Annotated in this window: 21 protein-coding genes, 4 tRNA genes and 1 pseudogene; 7 read left to right on the forward strand and 19 right to left on the reverse strand. The window is 57.5% G+C overall.

The window, feature by feature from the left end:
* Window positions 1-84: 84 nt before the first annotated feature.
* Both ACX3YF_RS28315 and ACX3YF_RS28320 read left to right on the forward strand, forming a co-directional pair.
* Window positions 85-1,215 (forward strand): nitrilase-related carbon-nitrogen hydrolase, encoded by a 1,131-nt coding sequence (locus tag ACX3YF_RS28315; protein WP_130207721.1) that lies wholly within the window; start codon window positions 85-87, stop codon window positions 1,213-1,215.
* A 3-nt stretch (window positions 1,216-1,218) separates the two neighbouring features.
* A complete protein-coding gene (locus tag ACX3YF_RS28320) occupies window positions 1,219-2,259 on the forward strand; it encodes an AraC family transcriptional regulator (RefSeq protein ID WP_130207723.1) in 1,041 nt (346 codons plus the stop codon).
* A 3-nt stretch (window positions 2,260-2,262) separates the two neighbouring features.
* Here ACX3YF_RS28320 and ACX3YF_RS28325 read toward each other — a convergent pair whose 3' ends face one another.
* The 12 genes from ACX3YF_RS28325 to ACX3YF_RS28380 form a co-directional block, all read right to left on the reverse strand.
* Complete coding sequence (locus tag ACX3YF_RS28325) at window positions 2,263-2,448, reverse strand: hypothetical protein (protein ID WP_130207725.1); 186 nt, start codon at window positions 2,446-2,448, stop codon at window positions 2,263-2,265.
* A gap of 150 nt (window positions 2,449-2,598) precedes the next feature.
* The gene (locus ACX3YF_RS28330) at window positions 2,599-3,447 is read right to left on the reverse strand and encodes a DUF2242 domain-containing protein (protein WP_448646203.1); all 849 of its coding nucleotides are present in this window, start codon (window positions 3,445-3,447) and stop codon (window positions 2,599-2,601) included.
* Between the two features lie 203 nt (window positions 3,448-3,650).
* Window positions 3,651-5,522 (reverse strand): SurA N-terminal domain-containing protein, encoded by a 1,872-nt coding sequence (locus ACX3YF_RS28335; RefSeq protein WP_458945608.1) that lies wholly within the window; start codon window positions 5,520-5,522, stop codon window positions 3,651-3,653.
* Between the two features lie 232 nt (window positions 5,523-5,754).
* Window positions 5,755-6,027 carry an HU family DNA-binding protein gene (locus ACX3YF_RS28340; protein WP_002552737.1) on the reverse strand — a complete coding sequence of 91 codons (273 nt, stop codon included), beginning with the start codon at window positions 6,025-6,027 and terminating at the stop codon, window positions 5,755-5,757.
* Window positions 6,028-6,176: 149 nt separating this feature from the next.
* Complete coding sequence (lon, locus tag ACX3YF_RS28345) at window positions 6,177-8,573, reverse strand: endopeptidase La (RefSeq protein ID WP_130207731.1); 2,397 nt, start codon at window positions 8,571-8,573, stop codon at window positions 6,177-6,179.
* A gap of 270 nt (window positions 8,574-8,843) precedes the next feature.
* On the reverse strand, window positions 8,844-10,127 hold the full coding sequence (gene clpX, locus ACX3YF_RS28350; RefSeq protein ID WP_047527529.1) for an ATP-dependent Clp protease ATP-binding subunit ClpX: 1,284 nt from the start codon (window positions 10,125-10,127) through the stop codon (window positions 8,844-8,846).
* Window positions 10,128-10,239: 112 nt separating this feature from the next.
* Window positions 10,240-10,875, reverse strand: coding sequence for an ATP-dependent Clp endopeptidase proteolytic subunit ClpP (gene clpP / locus ACX3YF_RS28355; RefSeq protein WP_090468346.1), 636 nt, complete (start codon window positions 10,873-10,875; stop codon window positions 10,240-10,242).
* A gap of 93 nt (window positions 10,876-10,968) precedes the next feature.
* Window positions 10,969-12,279 carry a trigger factor gene (gene tig / locus ACX3YF_RS28360; RefSeq protein WP_047527526.1) on the reverse strand — a complete coding sequence of 437 codons (1,311 nt, stop codon included), beginning with the start codon at window positions 12,277-12,279 and terminating at the stop codon, window positions 10,969-10,971.
* A 402-nt stretch (window positions 12,280-12,681) separates the two neighbouring features.
* A tRNA-His gene (locus ACX3YF_RS28365) sits at window positions 12,682-12,757 on the reverse strand.
* A 78-nt stretch (window positions 12,758-12,835) separates the two neighbouring features.
* Window positions 12,836-12,920, reverse strand: a tRNA-Leu gene (locus tag ACX3YF_RS28370).
* A 57-nt stretch (window positions 12,921-12,977) separates the two neighbouring features.
* Window positions 12,978-13,053, reverse strand: a tRNA-His gene (locus tag ACX3YF_RS28375).
* A 32-nt stretch (window positions 13,054-13,085) separates the two neighbouring features.
* A tRNA-Arg gene (locus ACX3YF_RS28380) sits at window positions 13,086-13,162 on the reverse strand.
* A gap of 275 nt (window positions 13,163-13,437) precedes the next feature.
* Between ACX3YF_RS28380 and folD the strand changes: the two genes are divergently transcribed.
* Together folD and pbpG are read left to right on the forward strand one after the other, a co-directional pair.
* Window positions 13,438-14,292, forward strand: coding sequence for a bifunctional methylenetetrahydrofolate dehydrogenase/methenyltetrahydrofolate cyclohydrolase FolD (gene folD / locus ACX3YF_RS28385; protein ID WP_198132714.1), 855 nt, complete (start codon window positions 13,438-13,440; stop codon window positions 14,290-14,292).
* A gap of 237 nt (window positions 14,293-14,529) precedes the next feature.
* Window positions 14,530-15,468: a D-alanyl-D-alanine endopeptidase gene (gene pbpG / locus ACX3YF_RS28390; protein WP_047527524.1), complete on the forward strand. Its 939-nt coding sequence runs from the start codon at window positions 14,530-14,532 to the stop codon at window positions 15,466-15,468.
* 55 nt (window positions 15,469-15,523) lie between these two features.
* Here pbpG and ACX3YF_RS28395 read toward each other — a convergent pair whose 3' ends face one another.
* The 3 genes and pseudogenes from ACX3YF_RS28395 to ACX3YF_RS28405 form a co-directional block, all read right to left on the reverse strand.
* A complete protein-coding gene (locus ACX3YF_RS28395; RefSeq protein ID WP_047527523.1) occupies window positions 15,524-15,739 on the reverse strand; it encodes a hypothetical protein in 216 nt (71 codons plus the stop codon).
* Between the two features lie 31 nt (window positions 15,740-15,770).
* Window positions 15,771-15,977 (reverse strand): DUF6021 family protein, encoded by a 207-nt coding sequence (locus tag ACX3YF_RS28400; protein ID WP_047527521.1) that lies wholly within the window; start codon window positions 15,975-15,977, stop codon window positions 15,771-15,773.
* Window positions 15,978-16,067: 90 nt separating this feature from the next.
* A pseudogene (locus ACX3YF_RS28405) lies at window positions 16,068-16,797 on the reverse strand (cysteine peptidase family C39 domain-containing protein).
* A gap of 167 nt (window positions 16,798-16,964) precedes the next feature.
* Between ACX3YF_RS28405 and ACX3YF_RS28410 the strand changes: the two are divergent.
* Window positions 16,965-17,135 (forward strand): hypothetical protein, encoded by a 171-nt coding sequence (locus ACX3YF_RS28410; protein ID WP_189340410.1) that lies wholly within the window; start codon window positions 16,965-16,967, stop codon window positions 17,133-17,135.
* A gap of 77 nt (window positions 17,136-17,212) precedes the next feature.
* Here ACX3YF_RS28410 and ACX3YF_RS28415 read toward each other — a convergent pair whose 3' ends face one another.
* Both ACX3YF_RS28415 and ACX3YF_RS28420 read right to left on the reverse strand, forming a co-directional pair.
* The gene (locus tag ACX3YF_RS28415) at window positions 17,213-17,962 is read right to left on the reverse strand and encodes a TerC family protein (protein ID WP_047527520.1); all 750 of its coding nucleotides are present in this window, start codon (window positions 17,960-17,962) and stop codon (window positions 17,213-17,215) included.
* A gap of 29 nt (window positions 17,963-17,991) precedes the next feature.
* Window positions 17,992-18,234 (reverse strand): hypothetical protein, encoded by a 243-nt coding sequence (locus ACX3YF_RS28420; RefSeq protein ID WP_090468342.1) that lies wholly within the window; start codon window positions 18,232-18,234, stop codon window positions 17,992-17,994.
* Between the two features lie 135 nt (window positions 18,235-18,369).
* Between ACX3YF_RS28420 and nhaR the strand changes: the two genes are divergently transcribed.
* Window positions 18,370-19,269: a transcriptional activator NhaR gene (nhaR, locus tag ACX3YF_RS28425; RefSeq protein ID WP_458974680.1), complete on the forward strand. Its 900-nt coding sequence runs from the start codon at window positions 18,370-18,372 to the stop codon at window positions 19,267-19,269.
* 4 nt (window positions 19,270-19,273) lie between these two features.
* Here the strand turns inward: nhaR and ACX3YF_RS28430 are convergent, their stop codons facing one another.
* Window positions 19,274-20,431: an MFS transporter gene (locus ACX3YF_RS28430; protein ID WP_448646200.1), complete on the reverse strand. Its 1,158-nt coding sequence runs from the start codon at window positions 20,429-20,431 to the stop codon at window positions 19,274-19,276.
* Window positions 20,432-20,894: 463 nt separating this feature from the next.
* On the opposite strand from ACX3YF_RS28430, the gene sstT reads away from it, so the two are divergent.
* Window positions 20,895-22,127: a serine/threonine transporter SstT gene (gene sstT, locus ACX3YF_RS28435; protein WP_458945614.1), complete on the forward strand. Its 1,233-nt coding sequence runs from the start codon at window positions 20,895-20,897 to the stop codon at window positions 22,125-22,127.
* Between the two features lie 119 nt (window positions 22,128-22,246).
* Here the strand turns inward: sstT and ACX3YF_RS28440 are convergent, their stop codons facing one another.
* Complete coding sequence (locus ACX3YF_RS28440; RefSeq protein WP_458974681.1) at window positions 22,247-22,756, reverse strand: DUF1993 domain-containing protein; 510 nt, start codon at window positions 22,754-22,756, stop codon at window positions 22,247-22,249.
* Between the last annotated feature and the right edge of the window lie 36 nt (window positions 22,757-22,792).

Here is a 22,792-nt window from a genome sequence, read left to right on the forward strand (position 1 = left end):
AAATGCGCAGCACCCCTTGGCAAGCGTCGACATGGGCCATACCCTAGTCGACGAATCCTGCTCGCGGCCGTTGACTGTTTCCCCATGCGCAAACTTTTGTACCTGACCTTCTCCATGGCGCTGATTGCTGTCCTGACGACCTACGCCATGTGGGCCGCGGATCGCCCGGCGGGGCATTACCTCTCGGACTTGCGGATCAACCTGGCCGTCGATCAGGGCACGCCTGCCGATCGCGGCAATCTGCTGGGCATCCAGCCCGAACTCTTTCCCACCGACTATCAGAGCCCTGAACGCCTGCACCGCAAACTCGCGGCCTACTTGCAGAAAGCCAAGGACCAGGGATTGCTGAACGAGAAAACCATCGTGGTCCTGCCGGAGCATGTCGGCACCTGGCTGATGGTCAGCGGCGAGAAGGATGAGCTGTATCAGGCCAGCACGTTGAAGGAAGCCATGAACTGGCTGGCCGTGAGCAACCCCTTGAAATTTGTCCGTGCCTTGATCAGCGCCGAAGGCGGCAACCGCCTGGACGATGCTCACCTGCGCATGAAAGCAAAAGGCATGGCCAAGGATTACCAGGCGTTGTTTGGCGGCCTGGCGAAAGAATTCAACGTGACACTGGTGGCAGGTTCCATTGTATTGCCCGAGCCGAGCATCATCGATGGCACCCTGAAAATCGGCCACGGTGCGCTTTACAACAGCAGCGTGGTGTTTAGCCGCGATGGCCTGCCAATCGGACAACCGCAACGCCAGATGCACCCGATGTTTGCCAAGCAGGATGGGGTCAAGGCCAGTGGCGAGCATTCGCTCAATGTGGTCGACACACCGGCCGGACGCTTGGGCGTGCTGATCGGTCGCGACAGCTGGTATCCGGAAAATTATCGCAAGCTCGACGATCTGCGCGTGCAACTGGTTGCGGTTCCGGCCTATTTGGCCGGGCGCGGCACCTGGGATCAACCGTGGCGAGGATACCGGGGCTCGTCGACGCCAGCCTCTGTCAACCTCAAGCCAGGAGAGCTCAGCGAAGGCCAGGCGTGGCAGCACCTGACCCTCACGACGCAGGCACCGGCCAGTCAGGCCACCGCCGGGGTCAGCGTGTTTCTGCGCGGGCAATTCTGGGATCAGGGCAGCGCCGGACAAAGCTTCATCAGCAGCAGCGGCCAGCAGTTCGTCGATGCCAACGCGCATGGTGCGCGCCTGCTGAATCTCTGGTTGTAGCGCATGAAATCCCTTCCGATGCGTCTGGGCGACCTGTCAGTGGGTTTTGTTCACAGTCTGGCCGACGCCATACGCAGCCACGGAGTAGACCCGCAACCCTTGCTCGAACAATACGGCCTCGACGCAGCCCGACTCGGCGAAGCGTGTGCCCGACTCTCGATACCCCGCTACATGCGCCTGGGCCATGGCGCAATTCAGTTGACCGATAACCCGGCACTCGGCCTGCGCATGGGCCGATACAGTCGCTTGAGCCAGGCGGGCCTCGCCGGAGTTACCGCCTCCCAGGCGCCGACCGTGCGCGAAGCGGCACGTTGCCTGATCCGTTTTGAAGCCTTGTATGGTTCCAACTATCGCGGACAGTCAAGCTTTCACGAAGACCCCCAGGGTGCCTGGCTGAGGTTCTACTCGATCAGCCCTTACAACAGCTATAACCGCTTTGTGGTCGACTCGATCATTGCCGGCTGGTTGCAGCAATTGTCCAGTGTCAGCCCCGCTCCACTGCGCGCCGAGCGCATCGAGATCGAGTTCGAAGCCCCCGATTACCGCGCGGACTATGAAGTGCTGGGCGACTGCCCGATCCAGTTCGGCTGCGAACACAATCAGCTGCGCCTGGGCCTGGAGAGTCTCGCTCAGCGAAACCCTGAACATTGTCCAAGCACCTGGCGACACTTGCTGCAACTGTGCGAGCGGGAACTGGAGCAACTGACACGCACCCGCAGCCTGCGTGAACGTATCACTCAGTTGCTGGGGCCGTTGCTCAATGGCGGCCGGGAACCCGACCTGGAAGAAGTGGCGGCACGCCTGAAGCTGCCCACCTGGACCTTGCGTCGCAGACTTGCCGAGGAAGGCACGCAATTTCGCGCAATTCTCAACGACACACGTCGCGACCTGGCCATGACCTACATTCGCGATACCGAACTGGCATTCGGAGAAATCGCCTATCTGCTGGGCTTTGCCTCAGCCGAAGCCTTTCAACGCGCTTTCAAGCGCTGGAACGGTCAGACCCCCGGCGAATTTCGCCGCAGCCACCGTCAGTTAGCCTGACGCTTACAGCTCGGTCGCGTCTTCGGCTGGTTCCAGCGGGTCCAGTTCAAACGCCTGATACTCGAGCAGCTCTTCCTGATAATCGTCCATTTTGAATCCCCCACGGCTCATTGAAAATTGTCTGAATAAATGACCAGCAACTTGAGCATAAAGTCCGCGCATGAAAGAAAAATGACGCAGCCACGACACGCCTTCGCTCTACGATAAAACGTAGCAGGCGGTCAGGCATTTATCAGCGTTTTTTTCGAGACAGGCCGCAGAACAGCAGCCTGGTTTGACGTGGGTCAATCTGTGCAGCGCAAAGGGAGCGGTTTTTCACACCCGCGACGCTGCAACCCGCTATTGGCCGGTAACAGGCATCGCCGGAATCGGTTCTGTCGGCGGCGGCATGTCGCTTGAATGGGTCGGCGGCGCAATGGTTTCCGAGGACGCGGCCGGCTCTTCGCTCCGGGTCGCCGCAACTGGCGCGGTTTCCGGCGGCGCAACCGGTTCAGAGGCTGCGGGAGCGGCTTCAGCGGGCGCAGGGGGCACTGGGGCCGCTACGGGTGCAGGTTCTGCTGCCGGTGCCGGGGTCGCTGCTAACGGAGCCGGAGCAGCCTTGACTTCAGGCACTCCCAGATCGGTTTTCGGTTTTTCGGTGATGTGTGCCGCCTTCTTCGCCTCCGGTGGCAGGAACAGCTCGACCAGCGTGAAAAAACGCTCATAGAACTTGGCCGACGATACGGTTTCGCTGGCGACCTTGACCATCGAATCGTCAGACGAGCCTATTGGCATCGACACCGAACCCAACACACCGACACCGAGACTGGCGGAGTTGTTGGTCTTCTTCAATGCATAGCGGTCCTGCAGGGCATTGGCGAACATGGTCGCGTGGTGCCCCTCGCTACCATCATCGGTACACACCACACTGAAGCTGATCTCCATGTGGGTCTCACCGGTCTGCTGGAAGCTCTTGTGACCACTGACCAGTTTCGGATCGCTGCTGGTGATGATGTAGCCCTGGCTAAGCAACGCCCGACGGGCGGCTTCACAGGATTGCGCATCAGTCACCGGATAGTTCCGGGAAAACGTACCGGAGTCGGCGAAGTTCTCATGCTCGTAGATGGCGGCTTTTTTCGACGAGCACCCGGCCGCAACGGCCAGCACCAGCGCCAGCCCGGCAACACGCATGGGAAATGATTTAAACATTGAACATCCTGAGGAAATCGGTTCGGGGCGTATTGTGCAACAGATCGATGCTTAGCGGCGCAACGATTGTGTCTTAAAACAGTTACAGGTCCGTTGATCCCGATATTAGGCAAAAGATCCCGGAAGATTGATGACAATTGCACAAACAAAAAACCCCGACCTTTCGGCCGGGGTTCTTGATAAGCGCAAAACTCAGTCGGGCATCAGAAACGCTTGATGTCCGCCTGGCTTTCCAGCTGCTTGCGGTAAGCCGCAAAGTCCTGCTGGCCAACGCGCGAAGCGAGGAAGCGACGGTACTGAGCCTTCTCTTCTTCGGTTGGCGTTGCGGCTTCGTTGACACCGTTCAGGCGCACGATCATCAGGCTGCCGTCAGGCAACGTCACGCTACTGAAGGCTGGCTTGTCTTTCGCGACAGGCTTCGGCATACGGAACAGCGCTTGCAGCACGGTTGGGTCAACCCCCTCCTGAGCGCGAGTCGCGCCGGCGGTGACTTTCCAGTTCTGTCCGTCGATCGCCTTGTCCAACGGCGTCTTGCCATCACGCAGACTGGCGATCAGCTGGTCAGCCTTGGTCTTGGCGGCAGCACTGGCGTGCTCCTTGGTCAATTGCTCGCGGATCGGGCCGGCGACGCTTTCCAGCGGCAACTGCGCAGGCTTGAGGTGCTCCTTGGCGCGCAAGACGATCACGGTTTCCGGATCGAGCTCGATGGCAGTGCTGTTGGCACCCTCATCGAGTACTTCAGGGCTGAACGCTGCGGTCACCACGGCACGGTTGGCCGTAACACCTTCGCCACCTTCACGGCCGAACGGCTTGGAGGTGTGAACGGTCAGCTTCAGGTCCTGCGCCGGCTGAGCCAGATCGGACGCCTCGAACGAAGAGTCTTCCAGTTGCTTGGTTGCCTCGACGAAGCGCTGTTCGACCTGCTGGGCCTTCAGTTCGCGAGTCAGCTTGTCTTTCAAGCTGGCGAAGGTCGGCACTTCCGGCGCTTCCACACCCAACAGCTTGATCAGGTGGAAACCGAAGTCGGTGCGAACCGGCGCGGAAACCTGATCCTTGGCCAATGAATACAATGCTTTTTCGAACGCTGGATCATAGACACCCGGCCCCGCGTAGCCAAGATCGCCACCGTTGTTGGCCGAACCCGGATCCTGGGAGAATTCCTTGGCCAGAGCCTCGAATTTATCGCCTTTGGCCAGACGGGCCTGGATCTCTTCGATCTTGGCCTTGGCTTGCGCCTCAGTGGTCTTGTCGTTCACTTCGATCAGAATGTGCGCCGCCCGACGTTGCTCGGACAGGTTCGCGGTTTCTTTCTGATACGCCGCTTGCAGGTCTTCGTCCTTGACGCTGACCTGATCAAAGAAGGAGGCCTTCTTCAACTCCAGGTAATCGATGACCACCTGATCTGGCGTCATGAATTCCTTGGCGTGTTCGTCGTAATAGGCTTTGACTTCATCGTCGGTCAACTTCACAGCCGCCGGGTCAGCCTTGATGTTCAGGGAAGCGAAATCGCGGGTCTGTTTTTCCAGACGGGCGAAAGCCAGGACCTGTGCATCGGTGACAAAACCGCTGCCCGCAACGCCGGCGCGCAATTGACCGATCAGCATTTCCTGAGCCAGCATCTGACGGAATTGCAGGCGGCTATAGCCGAGCTGACGAATAACCTGATCGAAACGCTCTGGACTGAACTTGCCATCCACCTGGAATTCAGGTGTTTGCAGGATGACCTGGTCCAATGCCGCTTCGGAGAAAGCGAATTTCGAGCTCTCTGCGCCTTGCAGCAGCAGTTTGCGGTCGATCAAGCCTTTGAGGGCCGATTCGCGCAGCATTTTTTCGTCGAGCAAGGAAGCATCGAAATCCTTGCCCAGCTGTTGCATGAGTTGACGGCGTTGCATATCGACCGCCTGGCTCAGCTCGTTCTGGCTGATTTGTTCGCCGTTGACCTTTGCCGCTTCATTGTTGTGCGTCGTGGCCTTGAAAATGGCGTCGAAACCGGTCAAAGCCATCAGTGCAACGATGACCCCGATAATGGTCTTGGCAATCCAGCCTTGTGAATTGTCCCTGATATTCTGCAGCATGCGTCCCCCATAAACGGTTGAACTTCAAAATTAGGCAACCGTGGAGCGTGGGTAGAATCCGGATAGAAGAAAGGCGCATCCGAGGATGCGCCTTCTCGTAACTGGCGGAGCGGACCGATGACTCGAACTTGCGAGCCTCGGCGTCTCGGACCGGCACCTGCCGACTGGACTACCGCTCCGCTGCCAGGTCAGGCATGACCCCGACCCGGATAGGCAAAAACCTGAATCGAACTTAGTTGACAGCTTCTTTCAGAGCTTTACCGGCTTTGAAACCTGGTTTTTTGGCTGCTGCGATTTCCAGAGTCTTACCGGTCTGTGGGTTACGACCAATGCGAGCTGGACGATCAGTTACGGAGAAAGTACCGAAACCAACCAGAACAACAGAGTCGCCGGCCTTGAGAGCGCCAGTGACGGATTCGATTACAGCGTCCAGCGCACGGCCAGCAGCAGCTTTCGGGATATCAGCGGATGCAGCGATAGCATCAATCAGTTCCGACTTGTTCACTCTAAGTCCCCTTATATCTATTTGAGTATGATTCTAAGTTTTTTTGGTGAAAGCAAAAACGAGTGCTGAATGGCCTACAGACACTTAAGAGCCGCTTTATAACAAGGGCTCTAAAAAGCTGTCAAGGAAGCCCTTCAGGCAAATACGTACTAATGCGTGCTAATTCTTTCCTTGGAATCCGACTCGCGTTTTTCATCCTTCGCGACGATCTCCGGAGCCACATCTGGCAAGGGCTCCGGCGCGTATTGCAGCGCAATTTGCAGGACCTCGTCAATCCATTTAACCGGTTTAATCTGTAGATCTTGCTTGATATTGTCGGGAATTTCCTTCAGATCGCGCACATTCTCTTCCGGAATGATCACGGTCTTGATCCCGCCACGGTGAGCGGCCAACAGTTTTTCTTTCAGGCCACCGATCGCCAGCACTTGACCACGCAAGGTGATTTCACCGGTCATGGCGACATCCGCGCGCACAGGGATACCCGTCAGCGCCGAAACCAGCGCCGTGCACATGCCCACACCGGCGCTAGGGCCGTCTTTCGGGGTCGCCCCTTCCGGCATATGGATGTGCGTGTCACGCTTCTCGTGGAAGTCCAGGGGGATCCCCAAGCTCTTCGCGCGGCTACGGACAACGGTCAAGGCAGCGGTGATCGATTCGACCATCACGTCACCCAAGGAACCAGTCTTGATCAGCTGGCCTTTACCCGGTACTACGGCGGCTTCGATAGTCAGCAATTCACCGCCCACCTGAGTCCACGCCAATCCGGTGACCTGACCGATCTGGTCTTGCTGTTCAGCGAGGCCGTAGCGGAACTTACGCACGCCCAGGAAGTGTTCCAGCATGTCTGCGGTGACCTTCACCGAGAAGCGTTTTTCCAGTGCATGCTCTTTGACCGCCTTGCGGCAAACCTTGGCAATCTGCCGCTCCAGCCCCCGTACACCGGCTTCGCGGGTGTAGTAGCGGATGATGTCGCGGATCGCTTCGGCGTCGAATTCCAGCTCGCCTTTCTTAAGGCCATTGGCCGTAATCTGCTTGGGCGAAAGGTATTTGACCGCGATGTTGATCTTCTCGTCTTCGGTGTAGCCCGGCAGACGAATCACTTCCATCCTGTCCAGCAGCGCCGGCGGAATGTTCATGGAGTTCGAGGTGCACAGGAACATCACATCGGACAGGTCGTAATCGACTTCCAGATAGTGATCGTTGAAATTGTGGTTCTGCTCGGGATCGAGCACTTCCAGCAAAGCCGACGCCGGGTCGCCACGCATATCGCTGCCCATCTTGTCGATTTCATCGAGCAGGAACAGCGGGTTGCGAACACCCACCTTTGTCATCTTTTGAATCAATCTTCCTGGCATCGAACCGATGTAAGTACGGCGATGACCACGAATTTCCGCCTCATCACGTACGCCGCCGAGGGCCATGCGCACGAATTTACGGTTGGTGGCGTGCGCAATCGACTCCGCCAGGGAGGTTTTGCCCACCCCAGGAGGCCCCACCAGGCACAACACCGGGCCACGAATCTTTTTCACGCGTTTTTGAACGGCGAGGTATTCGAGAATTCGTTCTTTGACTTCTTCCAGACCGTAGTGATCGGCGTCGAGAATGTCTTCGGCGCGCGCCAGATCCAGACGCACTTTGCTCTGAGCCTTCCACGGCACCTGAACCAGCCAGTCGATGTACGAGCGCACCACGGTCGCTTCCGCGGACATTGGCGACATTTGCTTGAGCTTGTTCAGTTCGGCCGTAGCCTTGGCCAGCGCGTCTTTTGGCAGGCCAGCGGCATCGATACGCTTTTTCAGCTCTTCGATTTCGTTGTGCCCCTCGTCGCTGTCGCCGAGCTCCTTCTGAATGGCTTTCATCTGCTCATTCAGGTAGTACTCGCGCTGACTGCGCTCCATTTGCTTTTTGACACGACCGCGAATGCGTTTTTCGACTTGCAGCAGATCGATCTCGGCATCCAGCAGCGCCAGAACGTGCTCGACCCGGGCCGACAAATCGATGATTTCGAGAATTTCCTGCTTCTGCTCGATCTTCAGGGCCATGTGCGCGGCCATGGTGTCGACCAGGCGCCCAGGCTCATCGATGCTGTTGAGCGACGAGAGGACCTCAGCCGGGACTTTCTTGCCCAGCTGCACATATTGTTCAAACTGCGACAGCAGGCTGCGCACGAACACTTCCGACTCGCGCGCAGGCGCGTCGACTTCGTCGATCAAGGAGACTTCAGCACGGCAATGGCCGTCCACTTCACTGAAACGCTCCACGGCGCCGCGTTGCTCGCCTTCGACCAGAACCTTGACCGTGCCGTCAGGCAGCTTCAGCAACTGCAGAACGGTGGCAATCGTACCTACGCGATAAAGCGCATCTTCGCCGGGATCGTCGTCTGCAGGGTTTCTCTGTGCCAGCAGAAGGATCTGCTTGTCGCCCGTCATCGCAGCCTCAAGGGCTTCGATGGATTTCTCGCGCCCCACGAACAGCGGGATAACCATGTGCGGATAAACCACGACATCACGCAATGGCAGGAGAGGCAATTCGATGGTTGTCTTCATGATTTCGCCTCTACGGCGGCCATAAGGCCGTAAACAGATGGAAGTAAGCTTGAAACCAAGATGGGGGCTGATCTGGAAAAAAACAAGCGGATAAAAGTACGACTTAAAAGATCGCTTCTTGCGGCCGCAACTGTGGGGCCCGGATACAGCGAAAAAACCAGGCAGGCTGGCTGGCATGTCCCCTTCGCAGCGACGCGGCGATCCGACAGACCCACTGTCACAAAAGCAAAGGGGCCCGAAGGCCCCTTCTTTGTACCGGCTGCGTGACGTTTATGCGTCTGGCGCGGCCTTGGCAGCAGGCTCACTGTTTTCATAGATATACAGTGGCTTGGACTTGCCTTCTATAACGCTTTCATCGATCACTACTTTACTCACCTCGGACTGCGAGGGGATTTCATACATAGTGTCGAGCAATACACCTTCGAGAATCGAACGCAGGCCACGAGCGCCGGTTTTGCGTTCCAGCGCGCGTTTCGCAACCGATTTCAGTGCGTCAGCCCGGAATTCCAGGTCCACGCCTTCCATCTCGAACAACTTGGCGTACTGCTTGGTCAGAGCATTTTTCGGCTCGGTGAGGATCTGCATCAAAGCAGCTTCATCGAGCTCGTCCAGTGTGGCAAGAACCGGCAGACGACCAACGAATTCCGGGATCAGACCGAACTTGACCAGATCGTCAGGCTCGACTTCACGCAGGGATTCACCGACTTTCTTGCCCTCTTCCTTGCTGCGCACTTCTGCGTTGAAACCAATGCCGCCCTTGGTGGAACGGTTTTGAATAACCTTTTCCAGACCGGAAAATGCACCACCGCAGATGAACAGGATGTTACGGGTGTCGACCTGAAGGAATTCCTGTTGTGGGTGCTTGCGACCACCTTGAGGCGGAACGGAAGCGACTGTACCTTCGATCAGCTTGAGCAGGGCCTGCTGCACGCCTTCGCCGGAAACGTCCCGGGTAATAGACGGGTTGTCAGACTTGCGCGAAATCTTGTCGATTTCATCGATGTAGACAATGCCCATCTGGGCTTTTTCCACGTCGTAATCGCATTTCTGCAGCAACTTCTGAATGATGTTCTCGACATCTTCACCCACATAACCCGCCTCGGTGAGGGTGGTTGCGTCGGCGATGGTGAACGGAACGTTCAGCAAGCGGGCCAGTGTTTCGGCAAGCAGGGTTTTACCCGAGCCTGTCGGGCCGATCAGCAGGATGTTGCTCTTGCCGAGTTCGACATCGTCATTCTTTTTGTCACGCTGGTTCAGGCGCTTGTAGTGGTTGTACACCGCTACGGCCAGAATTTTTTTCGCACGCTCCTGACCAATCACATACTGATCAAGGATGCCGCTGATTTCTTTAGGCGAAGGCAATTTATGCGCGCTGCTTTCGGCCTGGGCTTCCTGCACCTCCTCACGGATGATGTCATTGCACAGGTCGACGCACTCGTCGCAGATAAAGACCGAGGGGCCGGCAATCAATTTGCGTACTTCATGCTGGCTTTTGCCACAGAAGGAGCAATAGAGCAGCTTGCCGTTGTCCTCGCCGTTGCGGGTGTCAGTCATTCGTTCGATCCAAATCCGATAGGCTTGCAACACAAGATGAAGGCTATTGCGGGCTTTTTCAAGCCCGCAGGTGATCGGACCCGCCGACCAACCTTATTTTGAGCTGCTTATTTTAAGCAGGGCGCTGGCTGATCACTTCATCGATCAACCCATATTCACGCGCGGCTTCCGCACTCATGAAATTGTCGCGGTTTGTGTCTCGCTCGATTTCTTCAAGAGTGCGACCACTATGCTTGGCCATCAGCGTGTTGAGACGCTCACGAATAAAGAGGATTTCCTTGGCGTGGATTTCGATATCCGAAGCCTGGCCCTGGAAACCGCCCAATGGCTGGTGAATCATCACACGTGAGTTCGGCAGGCAATAACGTTTGCCAGGAGCACCAGCCGTCAGAAGAAACGCGCCCATGCTGCACGCTTGGCCAATGCAGGTGGTCGACACGTTTGGCTTGATGAACTGCATGGTGTCATAGATCGACATGCCCGCCGTCACCGAACCACCCGGGGAGTTGATATAGAGATGGATGTCCTTGTCCGGGTTTTCCGCTTCAAGGAACAGCAGTTGCGCACAGATCAGGTTGGCCATGTAGTCCTCTACCGGACCTACCAGAAAGATCACTCGCTCCTTGAGAAGACGCGAGTAGATGTCATAGGCGCGCTCGCCACGAGCAGACTGCTCGACAACCATCGGGACCAGGCCGCCTGCGGCCTGGATATCAGAGTTCTGCTGAATATACGAATTACGGAACATGCTCTGCAGTCACTCCCAAATAGTTATGTCTTGAATACGCATAAGCCAGCACGAAGGCTGGCTTATGGTGTGTGCTTCTTACCGCAAAAACAATCAGTCGGCTTGTGGAGCTTCTACCGGCTTGACCGCTTCTTCGTAAGAGACCGATTTGTCGGTCACGCTAGCTTTCTGCAGAACAGTATCCACAACTTGTTCTTCCAGCACAACCGAACGGACTTCGTTCAGTTGCTGGTCGTTCTTGTAGTACCAGGACACAACCTGCTCAGGCTCTTGGTAAGCCGAAGCCATCTCCTGAATCATCTCGCGAACGCGGGCTTCGTCAGGCTTGAGGTCGAATTGCTTGACCACTTCAGCGACGATCAGGCCCAGTACTACGCGGCGTTTGGCTTGTTCTTCGAACAGCTCGGCCGGCAATTGATCAGGCTTGATGTTGCCGCCGAACTGCTGAACAGCCTGCACGCGCAGACGGTCAACTTCGTTGGACAGCAGAGCCTTAGGCACTTCGATCGGGTTGGTGGCCAGCAGACCATCCATGACCTGATTCTTGACCTTGGATTTGATCGCCTGACGCAGCTCGCGCTCCATGTTCTTGCGAACTTCGGTGCGGAAGCCTTCCAGACCGCTTTCCTTGATGCCGAATTGAGCGAAGAACTCTTCGGTCAGCTCTGGCAGTTTTGGCTCGGAAACGGTGTTTACGGTAACGGTGAACTCAGCGGTTTTGCCTGCCAGGTCCAGGTTCTGATAGTCCTCCGGGAAGGTCAGGTTCAGAACGCGCTCTTCGCCGGCCTTGGCGCCAACCAGGCCGTCCTCGAAACCAGGGATCATGCGACCGGAACCCAGAACCAGCTGAGTACCCTTGGCGGAACCGCCAGCGAACACTTCACCGTCGACCTTGCCAACGAAATCGATGTTCAGCTGGTCTTCGTTTTGAGCAGCGCGATCGGCCACCTCGAAACGGGTGTTCTGCTTGCGCAGGATGTCCAGCATCTTGTCCAGATCGGCATCAGCCACGTCAGCGCTCAGACGCTCTACGGTGATACCTTCGAAACCGGCAACGGTGAACTCAGGGAACACTTCAAAAACAGCAACGTATTCCAGGTCCTTGCCAGCTTCGAGCGACTTAGGCTCGATCGAAGGCGAACCAGCCGGGTTCAGCTTCTGCTCAACCACAGCTTCATAGAAAGAGGACTGGATCACGTCGCCTACAGCTTCCTGGCGAGCTTCAGCGCCGAAACGGCGCTTGATTTCGCTCATTGGCACTTTGCCTGGACGGAAGCCAGCAATCTTGGCCTTTTGGGCGGTCTGCTGCAGACGCTTGTTGACCTGAGTCTCGATGCGCTCAGCCGGCACGGTGATGCTCATGCGGCGCTCAAGAGCAGAAGTATTTTCAACAGAAACTTGCATGGATATTCCTCGTTGCACAGACGTTAGCCGGCCGTTTCCGACCCCAGAATCAAGGGCATGCATTCTAGTGGGTCAAACTCAAGAAGTCACCCTACTGAAAACGGGTAAAAAAGCAGCTGGCAATTTATAGGTGCGAATGCACGGATGCACCTCGCCCCGGTGGCAAATACAGCCAATCACGCCAGGGCTCTGCGCCAACCCTTCTATATATAGAAGAGGCAGCCAATCATCTCCCTGACAGCCGATCTTGCGAGCAAGGCCGGCGGGCAGCGCAGCATCATCGAGAAACATAAATACGACGAAACGCCCTGCCCCTGCGACCCAGAACCTGCAGCCGCTGAATACTCGAACCGCTGAAACAAAAAAGGCGCCAGACTTTTCAATCTGGCGCCTTTCGAAATATGGGGTGGACGATGGGGATCGAACCCACGACAACGGGAGTCACAATCCCGTGCTCTACCAACTGAGCTACGCCCACCATATTGCATGACAAAGAAGCCAAACAACTTCTTTAGTCAGCCCCAAACAAGCCAAGCGGCATGACTGAAGCTTTATTTGGTGCGGATGAAGAGACTCGAACTCTTACGCCTCGCGGCGCTGGAACCTAAATCCAGTGTGTCTACCAATTCCACCACATCCGCGGGTTGAAGCTGTTAAAGCAAAGGCGCCAGACTTTTAATCTGGCGCCTTTCGAAATATGGGGTGGACGATGGGGATCGAACCCACGACAACGGGAGTCACAATCCCGTGCTCTACCAACTGAGCTACGCCCACCATATCGCGCTACTTGTGCCAAAGCTGCCTAATGGCGCACCCGGCAGGACTCGAACCTGCGACCATCCGCTTAGAAGGCGGATGCTCTATCCAGCTGAGCTACGGGCGCCTTGTTAATCTGTAACCTTGGAGGACTACAAACTAAATGCTTTCCAGCCTTGCAGAACCTTGATTCCGCTCGACCTTCTTAACCAGTGCTAGGCTGTGCCCGACAAGTGCGACGAATAGTATAGAGCCCCCCGAGGGTCGTCAAATCCTTTTTAAAAAAAATTCATTTAATTAAAGGAGTTAGGGGAATTTGCAGACCAAGCGCCTTTGCCCTCACCTCATGACATGCGAGAATGCGCTCTCTTTTTTTCCCCTCTCGATGGTTAATCACGCGCAATGACTGCACAACTAATCGACGGCAAATCGATCGCCGCCAGCCTGCGCCAGCAGATCGCCCAACGGGTCAACGAGCGTCGCCAGCAAGGCCTGCGTACGCCCGGACTCGCGGTGATCCTGGTCGGCAGCGATCCTGCCTCTCAGGTTTATGTCTCGCACAAGCGTAAAGACTGTGAAGAGGTCGGCTTCCTCTCCCAAGCTTATGACCTGCCTTCCGAAACCACTCAAGAAGCGCTGACCGATCTGATCGATCGCCTCAATGACGATCCGGCAATTGACGGTGTTCTGCTTCAACTTCCTCTACCGGAACACCTGGACGCGTCCAAGTTGCTGGAGCGCATTCGTCCGGATAAAGACGTCGACGGCTTCCACCCGTATAACGTCGGTCGCCTGGCCCAACGCATACCGCTGCTGCGTCCGTGCACCCCTAAAGGCATCATGACCTTGCTGGAAAGCACCGGTGCCGATCTGTACGGGATGAATGCCGTGATTGTCGGTGCTTCCAATATCGTGGGTCGCCCGATGGCGATGGAGTTGTTGCTGGCCGGTTGCACCGTGACCGTCACCCACCGCTTCACCAAAGACCTGGCCGGCCACGTCGGTCGCGCGGATCTGGTCGTGGTGGCCGCCGGCAAGCCGGGCCTGGTCAAGGGTGAATGGATCAAGGAAGGCGCAATCGTGATCGACGTCGGCATCAACCGTCAGGAAGACGGCAAGCTGGTCGGCGACGTGGTTTACGAAACCGCCCTGCCCCGCGCCGGCTGGATCACTCCAGTGCCCGGCGGCGTCGGTCCGATGACTCGCGCATGCCTGCTGGAAAACACACTGTACGCGGCCGAAACCCTGCACAGCTGAGTCCCGTTTCCGGCGTTGGCAACAAGTCAAGGAACCCCGCCCATGGCGGGGTTCTTTTTGCCCGCAGATAAATGTCGACCACCTGCCGGAAAATGACATTTTTTTCATGTTTCAAAGGACTTTAACCACTTCCCGGAACAACCATCGACAGTTATTCAGCCATACTCCAGAATGTCGCGCTTTTTACGAAATAGCCCGTTACAAAACGGCTTATCAACATTTTATGAGTCTGCCAGCGTGAAAATCCGTCTTTCCATCCTGAGCCTATTTTTTGCAGTTACAGGGACTTTCATCACGCCAATCGCCAGCGCTGGCGAAACCACCGCCGCGCCTCGAGACACCTCACACCTGAAGATCGCTTCCGGCAGCGCATTGCTGGTCGACTTGCAGTCCAACAAAGTCATTTACGCCAGCAATCCCGACGTCGTTGTCCCCATCGCTTCGGTGAGCAAACTGATGACCGGCCTGGTGGTCGTCGAAGCCCGGCAGAACATGGACGAATACATCAATATCAACATCAGCAATACGCCGGAAATGAAAGGCGTGTTCTCCCGGGTCAAGCTCAACAGCGAAATGCCGCGACGGGAGATGCTGCTGATCGCCTTGATGTCTTCGGAAAACCGTGCCGCCGCGAGCCTGGCGCACCATTATCCGGGTGGCTACGCGGCGTTCATTGCTGCCATGAACGCCAAAGCCAAGGCGCTGGGCATGACCAATACCCATTTCGTCGAGCCGACCGGCCTCTCGCCACGCAACGTGTCCACAGCCCGCGACCTGAGCAAACTGCTGGTCGCGGCACACAAATACCCTCTGCTGACGCAACTGAGCACCACCAAGGAAAAAACCGTGTCGTTCCGCAAACCCAACTACAGCCTGGGTTTCCGCAACACTGACCATCTGGTGGGCAAGCCGAACTGGAACATCGAACTGACGAAAACCGGTTTCACCAACGAAGCGGGTCACTGCCTGGTGTTGGTGACCCATATGGCTAACCGCCCGGTAGCACTGGTGATCCTCGATGCTTATGGCAAGTACACTCACTTTGCCGACGCCACTCGCATCCGCAATTGGGTCGAAACCGGCCACAGCGCAGACGTACCCTCTGTAGCCCTGCAATACAAATCCGAAAAGAACCTCAAACATCGCCAAAGCGGCGTGGTTGAAGCGTCGAAATAACGGCACGACAGTAGAAAGCAAAAGCCCCGATCATTCGGGGCTTTTGCTTTCCGCCTTAATCATTGGGCAGCGGCATCTGGTCATCATCCGGAATCCCGTCGCCGGTACTCGGGTCTCTCCAGGGTTTCGGATGTTCGGTTGACACCACGGTTGGCCGAGCCAGAGGATCCCTCATCGGGCTATCCGGATCCATCACCGGATCCACGTCTTGCTCAGGGGTGGTCGGGACGTTTTCCGGACGTTTATCGTCAAAGCTCGAATCAGTAGACATACGCACCTCCAATGAGACCTGGCAATGAGACCTAGGGTTTCAGATCACCGAGTGGATCGTAAGGCTTTGCCGGAGCCTTGGGATTGTCGCCCGGCTTTACATCCCGTGGCGCCTTTGCCGGACCGATGGGATCGACCTGAGGGTCGGCGAGATCCGGAGAGTCGGGGTCGAACCCCAACTCGTCGCCAGACGAATGCTCAGACGAGTGCGGACCGGCGGGAGTATTGAAATGAGCCATGAACGCCTCCTGGTCGCGGCCCGAGAAACTCGGGCTTCAATCATCAGAGGCTGGCAATGCGCAGTGGTGCCATGGGGGTGACGAACGGGCTTACTGTGCGCCCAAGGCTTTTTTCGCCCTGGCGGCCGCTTGCTCCTGGCCGGCCTGGGCGAGGTCGCTTGCAGCCTTTAACCAGCGCTGCCGATCGACGCTGGCCGGAACCTGTGTCGGCGCCTGAATCAAAACCGCCCAGCCACCGGCATCCTTGAAAGACGACTCAAACGAGCTGAAACTCATCAACGTCCTCTGACTCATGCCGGCGCGCAGCAGTACCGTCTGTTTCTGCCGGTTGTACCCGGCGAGAATGGCATAACGCGGCTCGGCCCACAGCGCAGAACCCTCAGTGAAGCGCACCATGACCGGATATCCGGCAGCGACCTGAGTCAGCAAGGCAGGCAGATTGCTGTCGAGGGGATAGACCATCATCCCGTATTCACGGGCCAGGTTCTGCATGTTCTGTTGCAGTTGCGCTTCGGCACCCGGCAAATGCAACGGCTTGTCGAGCAAGCCCGGGGTAATCACAACGCCCTGCTGGGACAGCATGCTCGCCAACACTTGAGGCCCGCTTTGATTGGCTACGCCCTTATAGAAGCGGCCGCTGAGTTCGACGCGCTCCGGCAGACGCTTGATCTCAGGTGCAACACTGCCCGCGCAACCTGCCAAACCAGCCACGCACCCCACAATCAGTGCCGCCGATAGAATTCGAGAAATTACCCGCACCATCATCACTCTCTTCGTTCAGACGCCAGGCAATCGCACTCCCGGCTTGGCCGTCGATCATAGGATGCCTCGCGACAGCGGTATAGCCTTAACCGGTAGTTGATTGCATTGGATAGAGCGAACTGGTTGATCCGGGTCGACCTTTGGTCAATAGCCTGCAACACCGCAGCGTCTAGACTGTCACTTGCAAGTCGTGTGTGCCCGCCGCAGGGCAAAGAGGAGGCATCGATGAGCCTGACAATGACAATCGTGATGTTGATTTCCGGCTGGCTGGCCGTTGCCACCGCCATGCTATGGGGAGTTCTGCGCATTACTCGTCGGCACCATCACCACCCTGCTCAACCGGCGCCCCTGGTGAAAGCCGAAGAACCGGCCACGAGCCACGCCACAGCCCATTAATCGAAGCGTTGGGCCCCTACAAAAAAACGGCCGCCTGGACTCTTTCGAGTGCAGGCGGCCGTTTCGTTCAGCGCCAATCAAGCTTCAGCGGAGACCCGCTTCTGCCGGGCGCGGCGGGACATCATGTTCAACACCTCGATCGCAGCCGAGAACGCCATGGCAGCGTAGACGTAACCTTTCGGTACGTGGGCGCCGAAGCCTTCGGCGATCAGCGTCATGCCGATCATGATCAGGAAGCCCAGGGCCAGCATCACCACCGTCGGGTTGTCGTTGATGAACTTGGCCAGCGGATCAGCCGCCAGCAACATCACCAGCACCGACACCACCACCGCGATGATCATGATCGGCAAATGCTCGGTCATGCCGACAGCGGTAATGATGCTGTCGATGGAGAACACCATGTCCAGCATCAGGATCTGACCAATCGCCGCAGCGAAGCCCAGGGTCACGGTCGAGGTCGCCGACGTCGGATCTTCCGGAGCCGGGTCCATGCTGTGATGGATCTCGGTGGTGGCTTTCCACAACAGGAACAGGCCACCGGCAATCAGGATCATGTCTTTCCAGGAGAAGGCCTGGCCAAACACTTCGATGACAGGCGCCGTCAACTGGACGATGAACGCAATGGTGCTCAGCAGGCCCAGTCGCAAAATCAACGCCATGCCGATACCGATGCGCCGTGCTTTCTGTCGATGTTGCTCAGGCAGCTTGTTGGTCAGGATCGAAATAAAGATCAGGTTATCGATGCCAAGCACGATTTCCATCACCACCAGGGTGGCCAGGGCAACCCACGCGGTGGGGCTGGCAGCTAGTTGTAAAAGGTATTCCATGGGTCAGTCCTGACTCGCTGTAAGACGGTTTAGATTTCCTGGGAGGAAGATTCGGTTTTTTCCGCGTCTTTTTCCGTTGATTCTTTTTTGCTGATCAACCCGCCAGTGGCATCGCTCAGCGCTTGTTCGGCGGCTTTATGGGTGTCGTCGATGGCCTGTTTGGCGCTTTCGGCGGCTTTGCCCATCAGTTGCTGGGCACTTTTTTCGGCCTGGTCACAGCCGGCCAGTACCAGTAAAGACGTGATCAGCAATGCCGTGGTCTTAAGCTTCATGTTGCCTCCTTCAATAGAACAAACGGCGCCGAGACGATGGCCCGTTGATAGCGACGCATTCTAGGGAGATGAACACTTCAGGAAAATTCGTATTTTCAGCGTATATACTTCGGTTTTTACGAACTGTAGGTTCCCATGCTCAACTATCGACAACTGCATTACTTCTGGGTCGTGGCCAAGACCGGCAGCATCGTGCGTGCCTGCGAGCAACTGAACCTGACGCCCCAGACCATCAGTGGGCAGATTTCGCTGCTCGAACAGACCTATGGCATCGAGTTGTTTCGCAAGGTCGGTCGGCAACTGGAGCTGACCGAGGCTGGCCGGCAAACCCTGCCCTACGCTGAACAGATGTTTCAGCTGGGTGGAGAGTTGGAATTGATGCTGCGAGCGCAACCCAATGAGCAGCAGATTCTGTTCCGCGTCGGTGTGGCCGATGTGGTCCCCAAATCCATCGTCTACCGCCTGATCGCGCCCACCATGGAATTGAGCGACCCCCTGCGCATCACCTGTCGCGAGGACAAGCTGGAACGCCTGCTCGCCGACCTGGCCATCCAGCGTCTGGATCTGGTGATCTCCGACAGCCCGATGCCGTCGCACCTGGACATCAAGGGCTACAGCCAGAAACTCGGTGAATGCGGGATCAGTTTTTTCGCGACCGCTGAGCTGGCAGCGCTCTACGGTGGGGACTTCCCCCGCAGCCTCAACGGCGCTCCGCTGCTGATCCCCGGGCCGGAAACCGTGGTGCGCAGCCGCTTGCAACGCTGGTTCGCCGAGCAACAGATCCAGCCGCGCATCCTTGGCGAATTCGACGACAGCGCCTTGATGCAAGCCTTCGGGCAGTCCGGTAGCGGGATTTTCATCGGCCCGAGCGTGATCGCCGATGAAGTGCGGCGCCAATACGGCGTGGAGGTGATTGGCCAGACCGACGCGGTGAGCGAGTCGTTCTATGCCATTTCGGTGGAACGCAAGGTCAAGCACCCCGGCATTGTCGCCATTACCGAAGGTGCCCGCCGCGAATTGTTTACCGAACTATGAAGCCTCAGGCGAAGACTTCGCGGGGTTTGAAAGTCATCAGGGCAAGCGCCAACAGGATCGATGCCAGAATAAAAGCGGCCGCCGCAAACCCCAGGCCTTGCAGGCCAACGCTGTCGATCACCCGGCCGCCGATCATGGCGCCCAGGCCAATCCCCAGGTTGGCCCCGGCGATGTTCAGCGAGGCCGCGAATGCCGGTGCCTCGGGTGCGGCTTTCATCAAGCGCACATGGCTGACCAGAAACAGTGCTGCCTGAGTGATGCCCCAGATACCCATCGCCGCCGCCAGACCGACAGGCGAATGGATGTTCGGCACCAGCGCCACCAGCCCGGCAATCATGAACGCGCAAAACATCATCGACGCGATCAGCGGATGCCGATCCACCGCACGGCCCCCCAGCGAGTTACCGATCAACCCGACCGCGCCAAAGCCCATCAGACACCAGCCAACCACCGAGCCATCGAATCCGGCCAAACGTTCGAGGATGTCCGCCAGATAGGTGTAGGCGGTGAACATGCCGCTGAACACAACGATCGACAGCAGTACGTGGCCGACCATCACGGGGCTGCGCAGAATCTTGAACTGTGAACGGAAACTGACCTGATGCTGATGCAGACTGGTTTTCGGCAGATAGATGAACAGCAAAAGCGCCTTGGCAAACGCGATGACCGCGAGGATGCCGAAAGCACTGCGCCAGCCAAATGCATCGGAGATCAGGGTGCCCACCGGAATACCGAACACCGTGGCGCAGACAATGCCGAAGCCGATTTTGGCGATGGCGCGTCCGGCGTAATCCGGCCCGACAATGTCCACGGCCGTCTCACTGGCCAGCGCCCAGAACACCGGCAAGCCCAACGCCGGAATCAAGCGAGCAAGCGCCATGACCCAGATATTGGGCGCCAACGCCGCGAGGGTGTTGGCCAGGCCGAACATGATCAACACGCTGATGAACAGCTTGCGCCGCTCGAACCGGGCGAAATACGCGGTGAGAAATGGCCCGAAGGCGGCCACGGTAAAAGCGAACAGGGTCACCAGCAAGCCCGCTTGCGGGATGCTGACCTCGAGGTCGCGGGCGATGGCCGGCAGCAGGCCGACAATGATGAACTCCGTGGTCAACACCGTGAAACCGGCGGCGGACAACAGAAGGATGGGCAACAACCGCATGCAAAACTCCAGAAAAACGACAACACCAGCGATAGCCCGAAGGCTCACTGGCAGACATGAAAAAGAGGATGGCGAATCTTAACAGAGTGTTTCCGGATGCGGTTGCACGAACCTGCATATCGCGTTGAACGCCAGGGCGTCAGTTCGTCACAGGTCTGAAGGATCGGCCCTGCGCTGTGATAAAGTCCGCGCCCTGAAAAACGTACACCCTGTGTTCGATGCTGCTCATTCAAGTGACAAAACCTATGGGAGCGAGCCTGCTCGCGAAGGCGGAGTGTCAGCAAACACTCATGTTGACGGTTCCACCGTCATCGCGAGCAGGCTCGCTCCCACAAGGTTTCTACACGTTGAATGACATTACACCCCCGCGTTTCTCCTTACGGTTTCCGGCCTGCGGCCTGCCCGGCTTGTTGCTGCAAACCTGCGAAACCATGCACTTACAAAAAATCAGAGATGCCGTTTTATGACCGCTTCATCCCCTTCTCTATGGCAACACCTCAAACGCACCAGCCTGGTCACGCAAATCATCATCGGTTTGATCGCCGGGATTGCCCTGGCCCTGTTCGCGCCGGAAGCGGCAAAGTCCACGGCGTTTATCGGCAAGGTCTTCGTCAGCGCGCTGAAAGCGGTCGCGCCGATTCTGGTGTTCGTGCTGGTCATGGCGTCGATCGCCAACCACAAGCACGGCCAGGAAACCCATATCCGGCCGATTCTGTTCCTGTATCTGCTGGGCACCTTCGCCGCCGCCGTGGTCGCGGTAGTGGCGAGCATGATGTTCCCCTCCAGCCTGGTGCTGTCGACCCATGACGTTGCGGTCACCGCGCCCGGCGGTATCGGCGAAGTCCTGCAAAGCCTGTTGCTGAGCGTGGTCGACAACCCGATCAGCGCACTGATGAACGCCAACTTCATCGGCATTCTGGCCTGGGCCATCGGCATGGGCGTCGCCATTCGCCACGCCGGCGACACCACCCGCGAAGTGCTGGGCGACCTGTCCAATGGCGTCACCGTGATCGTGCGCGTGGTGATTCGCTTCGCACCGCTGGGGATCTTCGGCCTGGTGGCCTCGACCCTGGCCACCTCCGGTTTCGGTGCCTTGATCGGCTACGCACATCTGCTGGCCGTGCTGCTCGGCTGCATGCTGTTCGTGGCGCTGGTGATGAACCCCGCCATCGTGTTCTGGAAACTGCGTCGCAATCCGTATCCGCTGGTGTTGATGTGCCTGCGTGAAAGCGGCATCACTGCCTTCTTCACCCGCAGCTCGGCGGCGAACATTCCGGTCAACCTGGAACTGAGCAAGCGCCTGGGCCTGCACGAAGACACCTACTCAGTGTCGATCCCGCTTGGCGCCACCATCAACATGGCCGGTGCGGCCATCACCATTACCGTACTGGCGCTGGCAGCGGTGCATACCCTGAACATTGCCGTGGACATCCCGACCGCCATTCTGCTCAGCGTTGTCGCGGCGATCTGCGCCTGTGGCGCTTCGGGTGTGGCGGGCGGTTCGTTGTTGCTGATTCCACTGGCGTGCAGTTTGTTCGGCATCCCGAGTGAAATCGCGATGCAGGTGGTAGCGGTCGGTTTCATCATCGGGGTATTGCAGGACTCGGCGGAGACGGCGTTGAATTCATCCACTGATGTGCTGTTCACGGCGGCGGCTTGCCTGGGTAAAGAGCAGAAAGCCGAGCGTTTGGCCTGACAAAAAACCTGTGGGAGCAAGCTCGCTCCCACAGGGTTCGTGGTGACGCGTATAAATGCGCGCACATGAAAAAGCCCCCGCAACCCAAGGCTGCGGGGGCTTTTTTGTATCTGGACGGTTTAGAACGCGCCCATGTAGTCGCGCTTGCCCACTTCCACGCCGTTATGACGCAACAAGGCGTAAGCGGTGGTGACATGGAAGAAGAACTGCGGCAAGCCATAGCTCAGCAGGTATGCCTGGCCACTGAAGCGCTTCTCTTTAGGGGTGCCTGGACGCGTGACGATTTCGATGCCTTCCTTGCCGTTGATCTGCTCCGGCTTGATCTCGCCGATGAAGGCCAGGACCTTGGCGATCAAGGCTTGCAGCTCGACGAAAGTGGTTTCGCTATCGTCGTACTTCGGCAGTTCAACTTCGGCCAGACGGGCGGAAACGCCCTTGGCGAAATCAACGGCGATCTGCACCTGACGCACCAGCGGGAACATGTCCGGGTACAGGCGCGCTTGCAGGAACGCATTCGGGTCGATGTTCTTTTCAGTCGCGTGGGCTTCGGCCTTCTTCAGCACGTCACTCAGAGCGTTGAGCATTTGTTTGAAAACAGGAACGGAAGCGTCGTACAGGGAAATGGTCATGGCAGTCTCGTGTGATGTCGGAGGGAAACTTCGACC

It is taken from the genome of Pseudomonas fluorescens group sp. PF-69 (genome assembly GCF_054481235.1).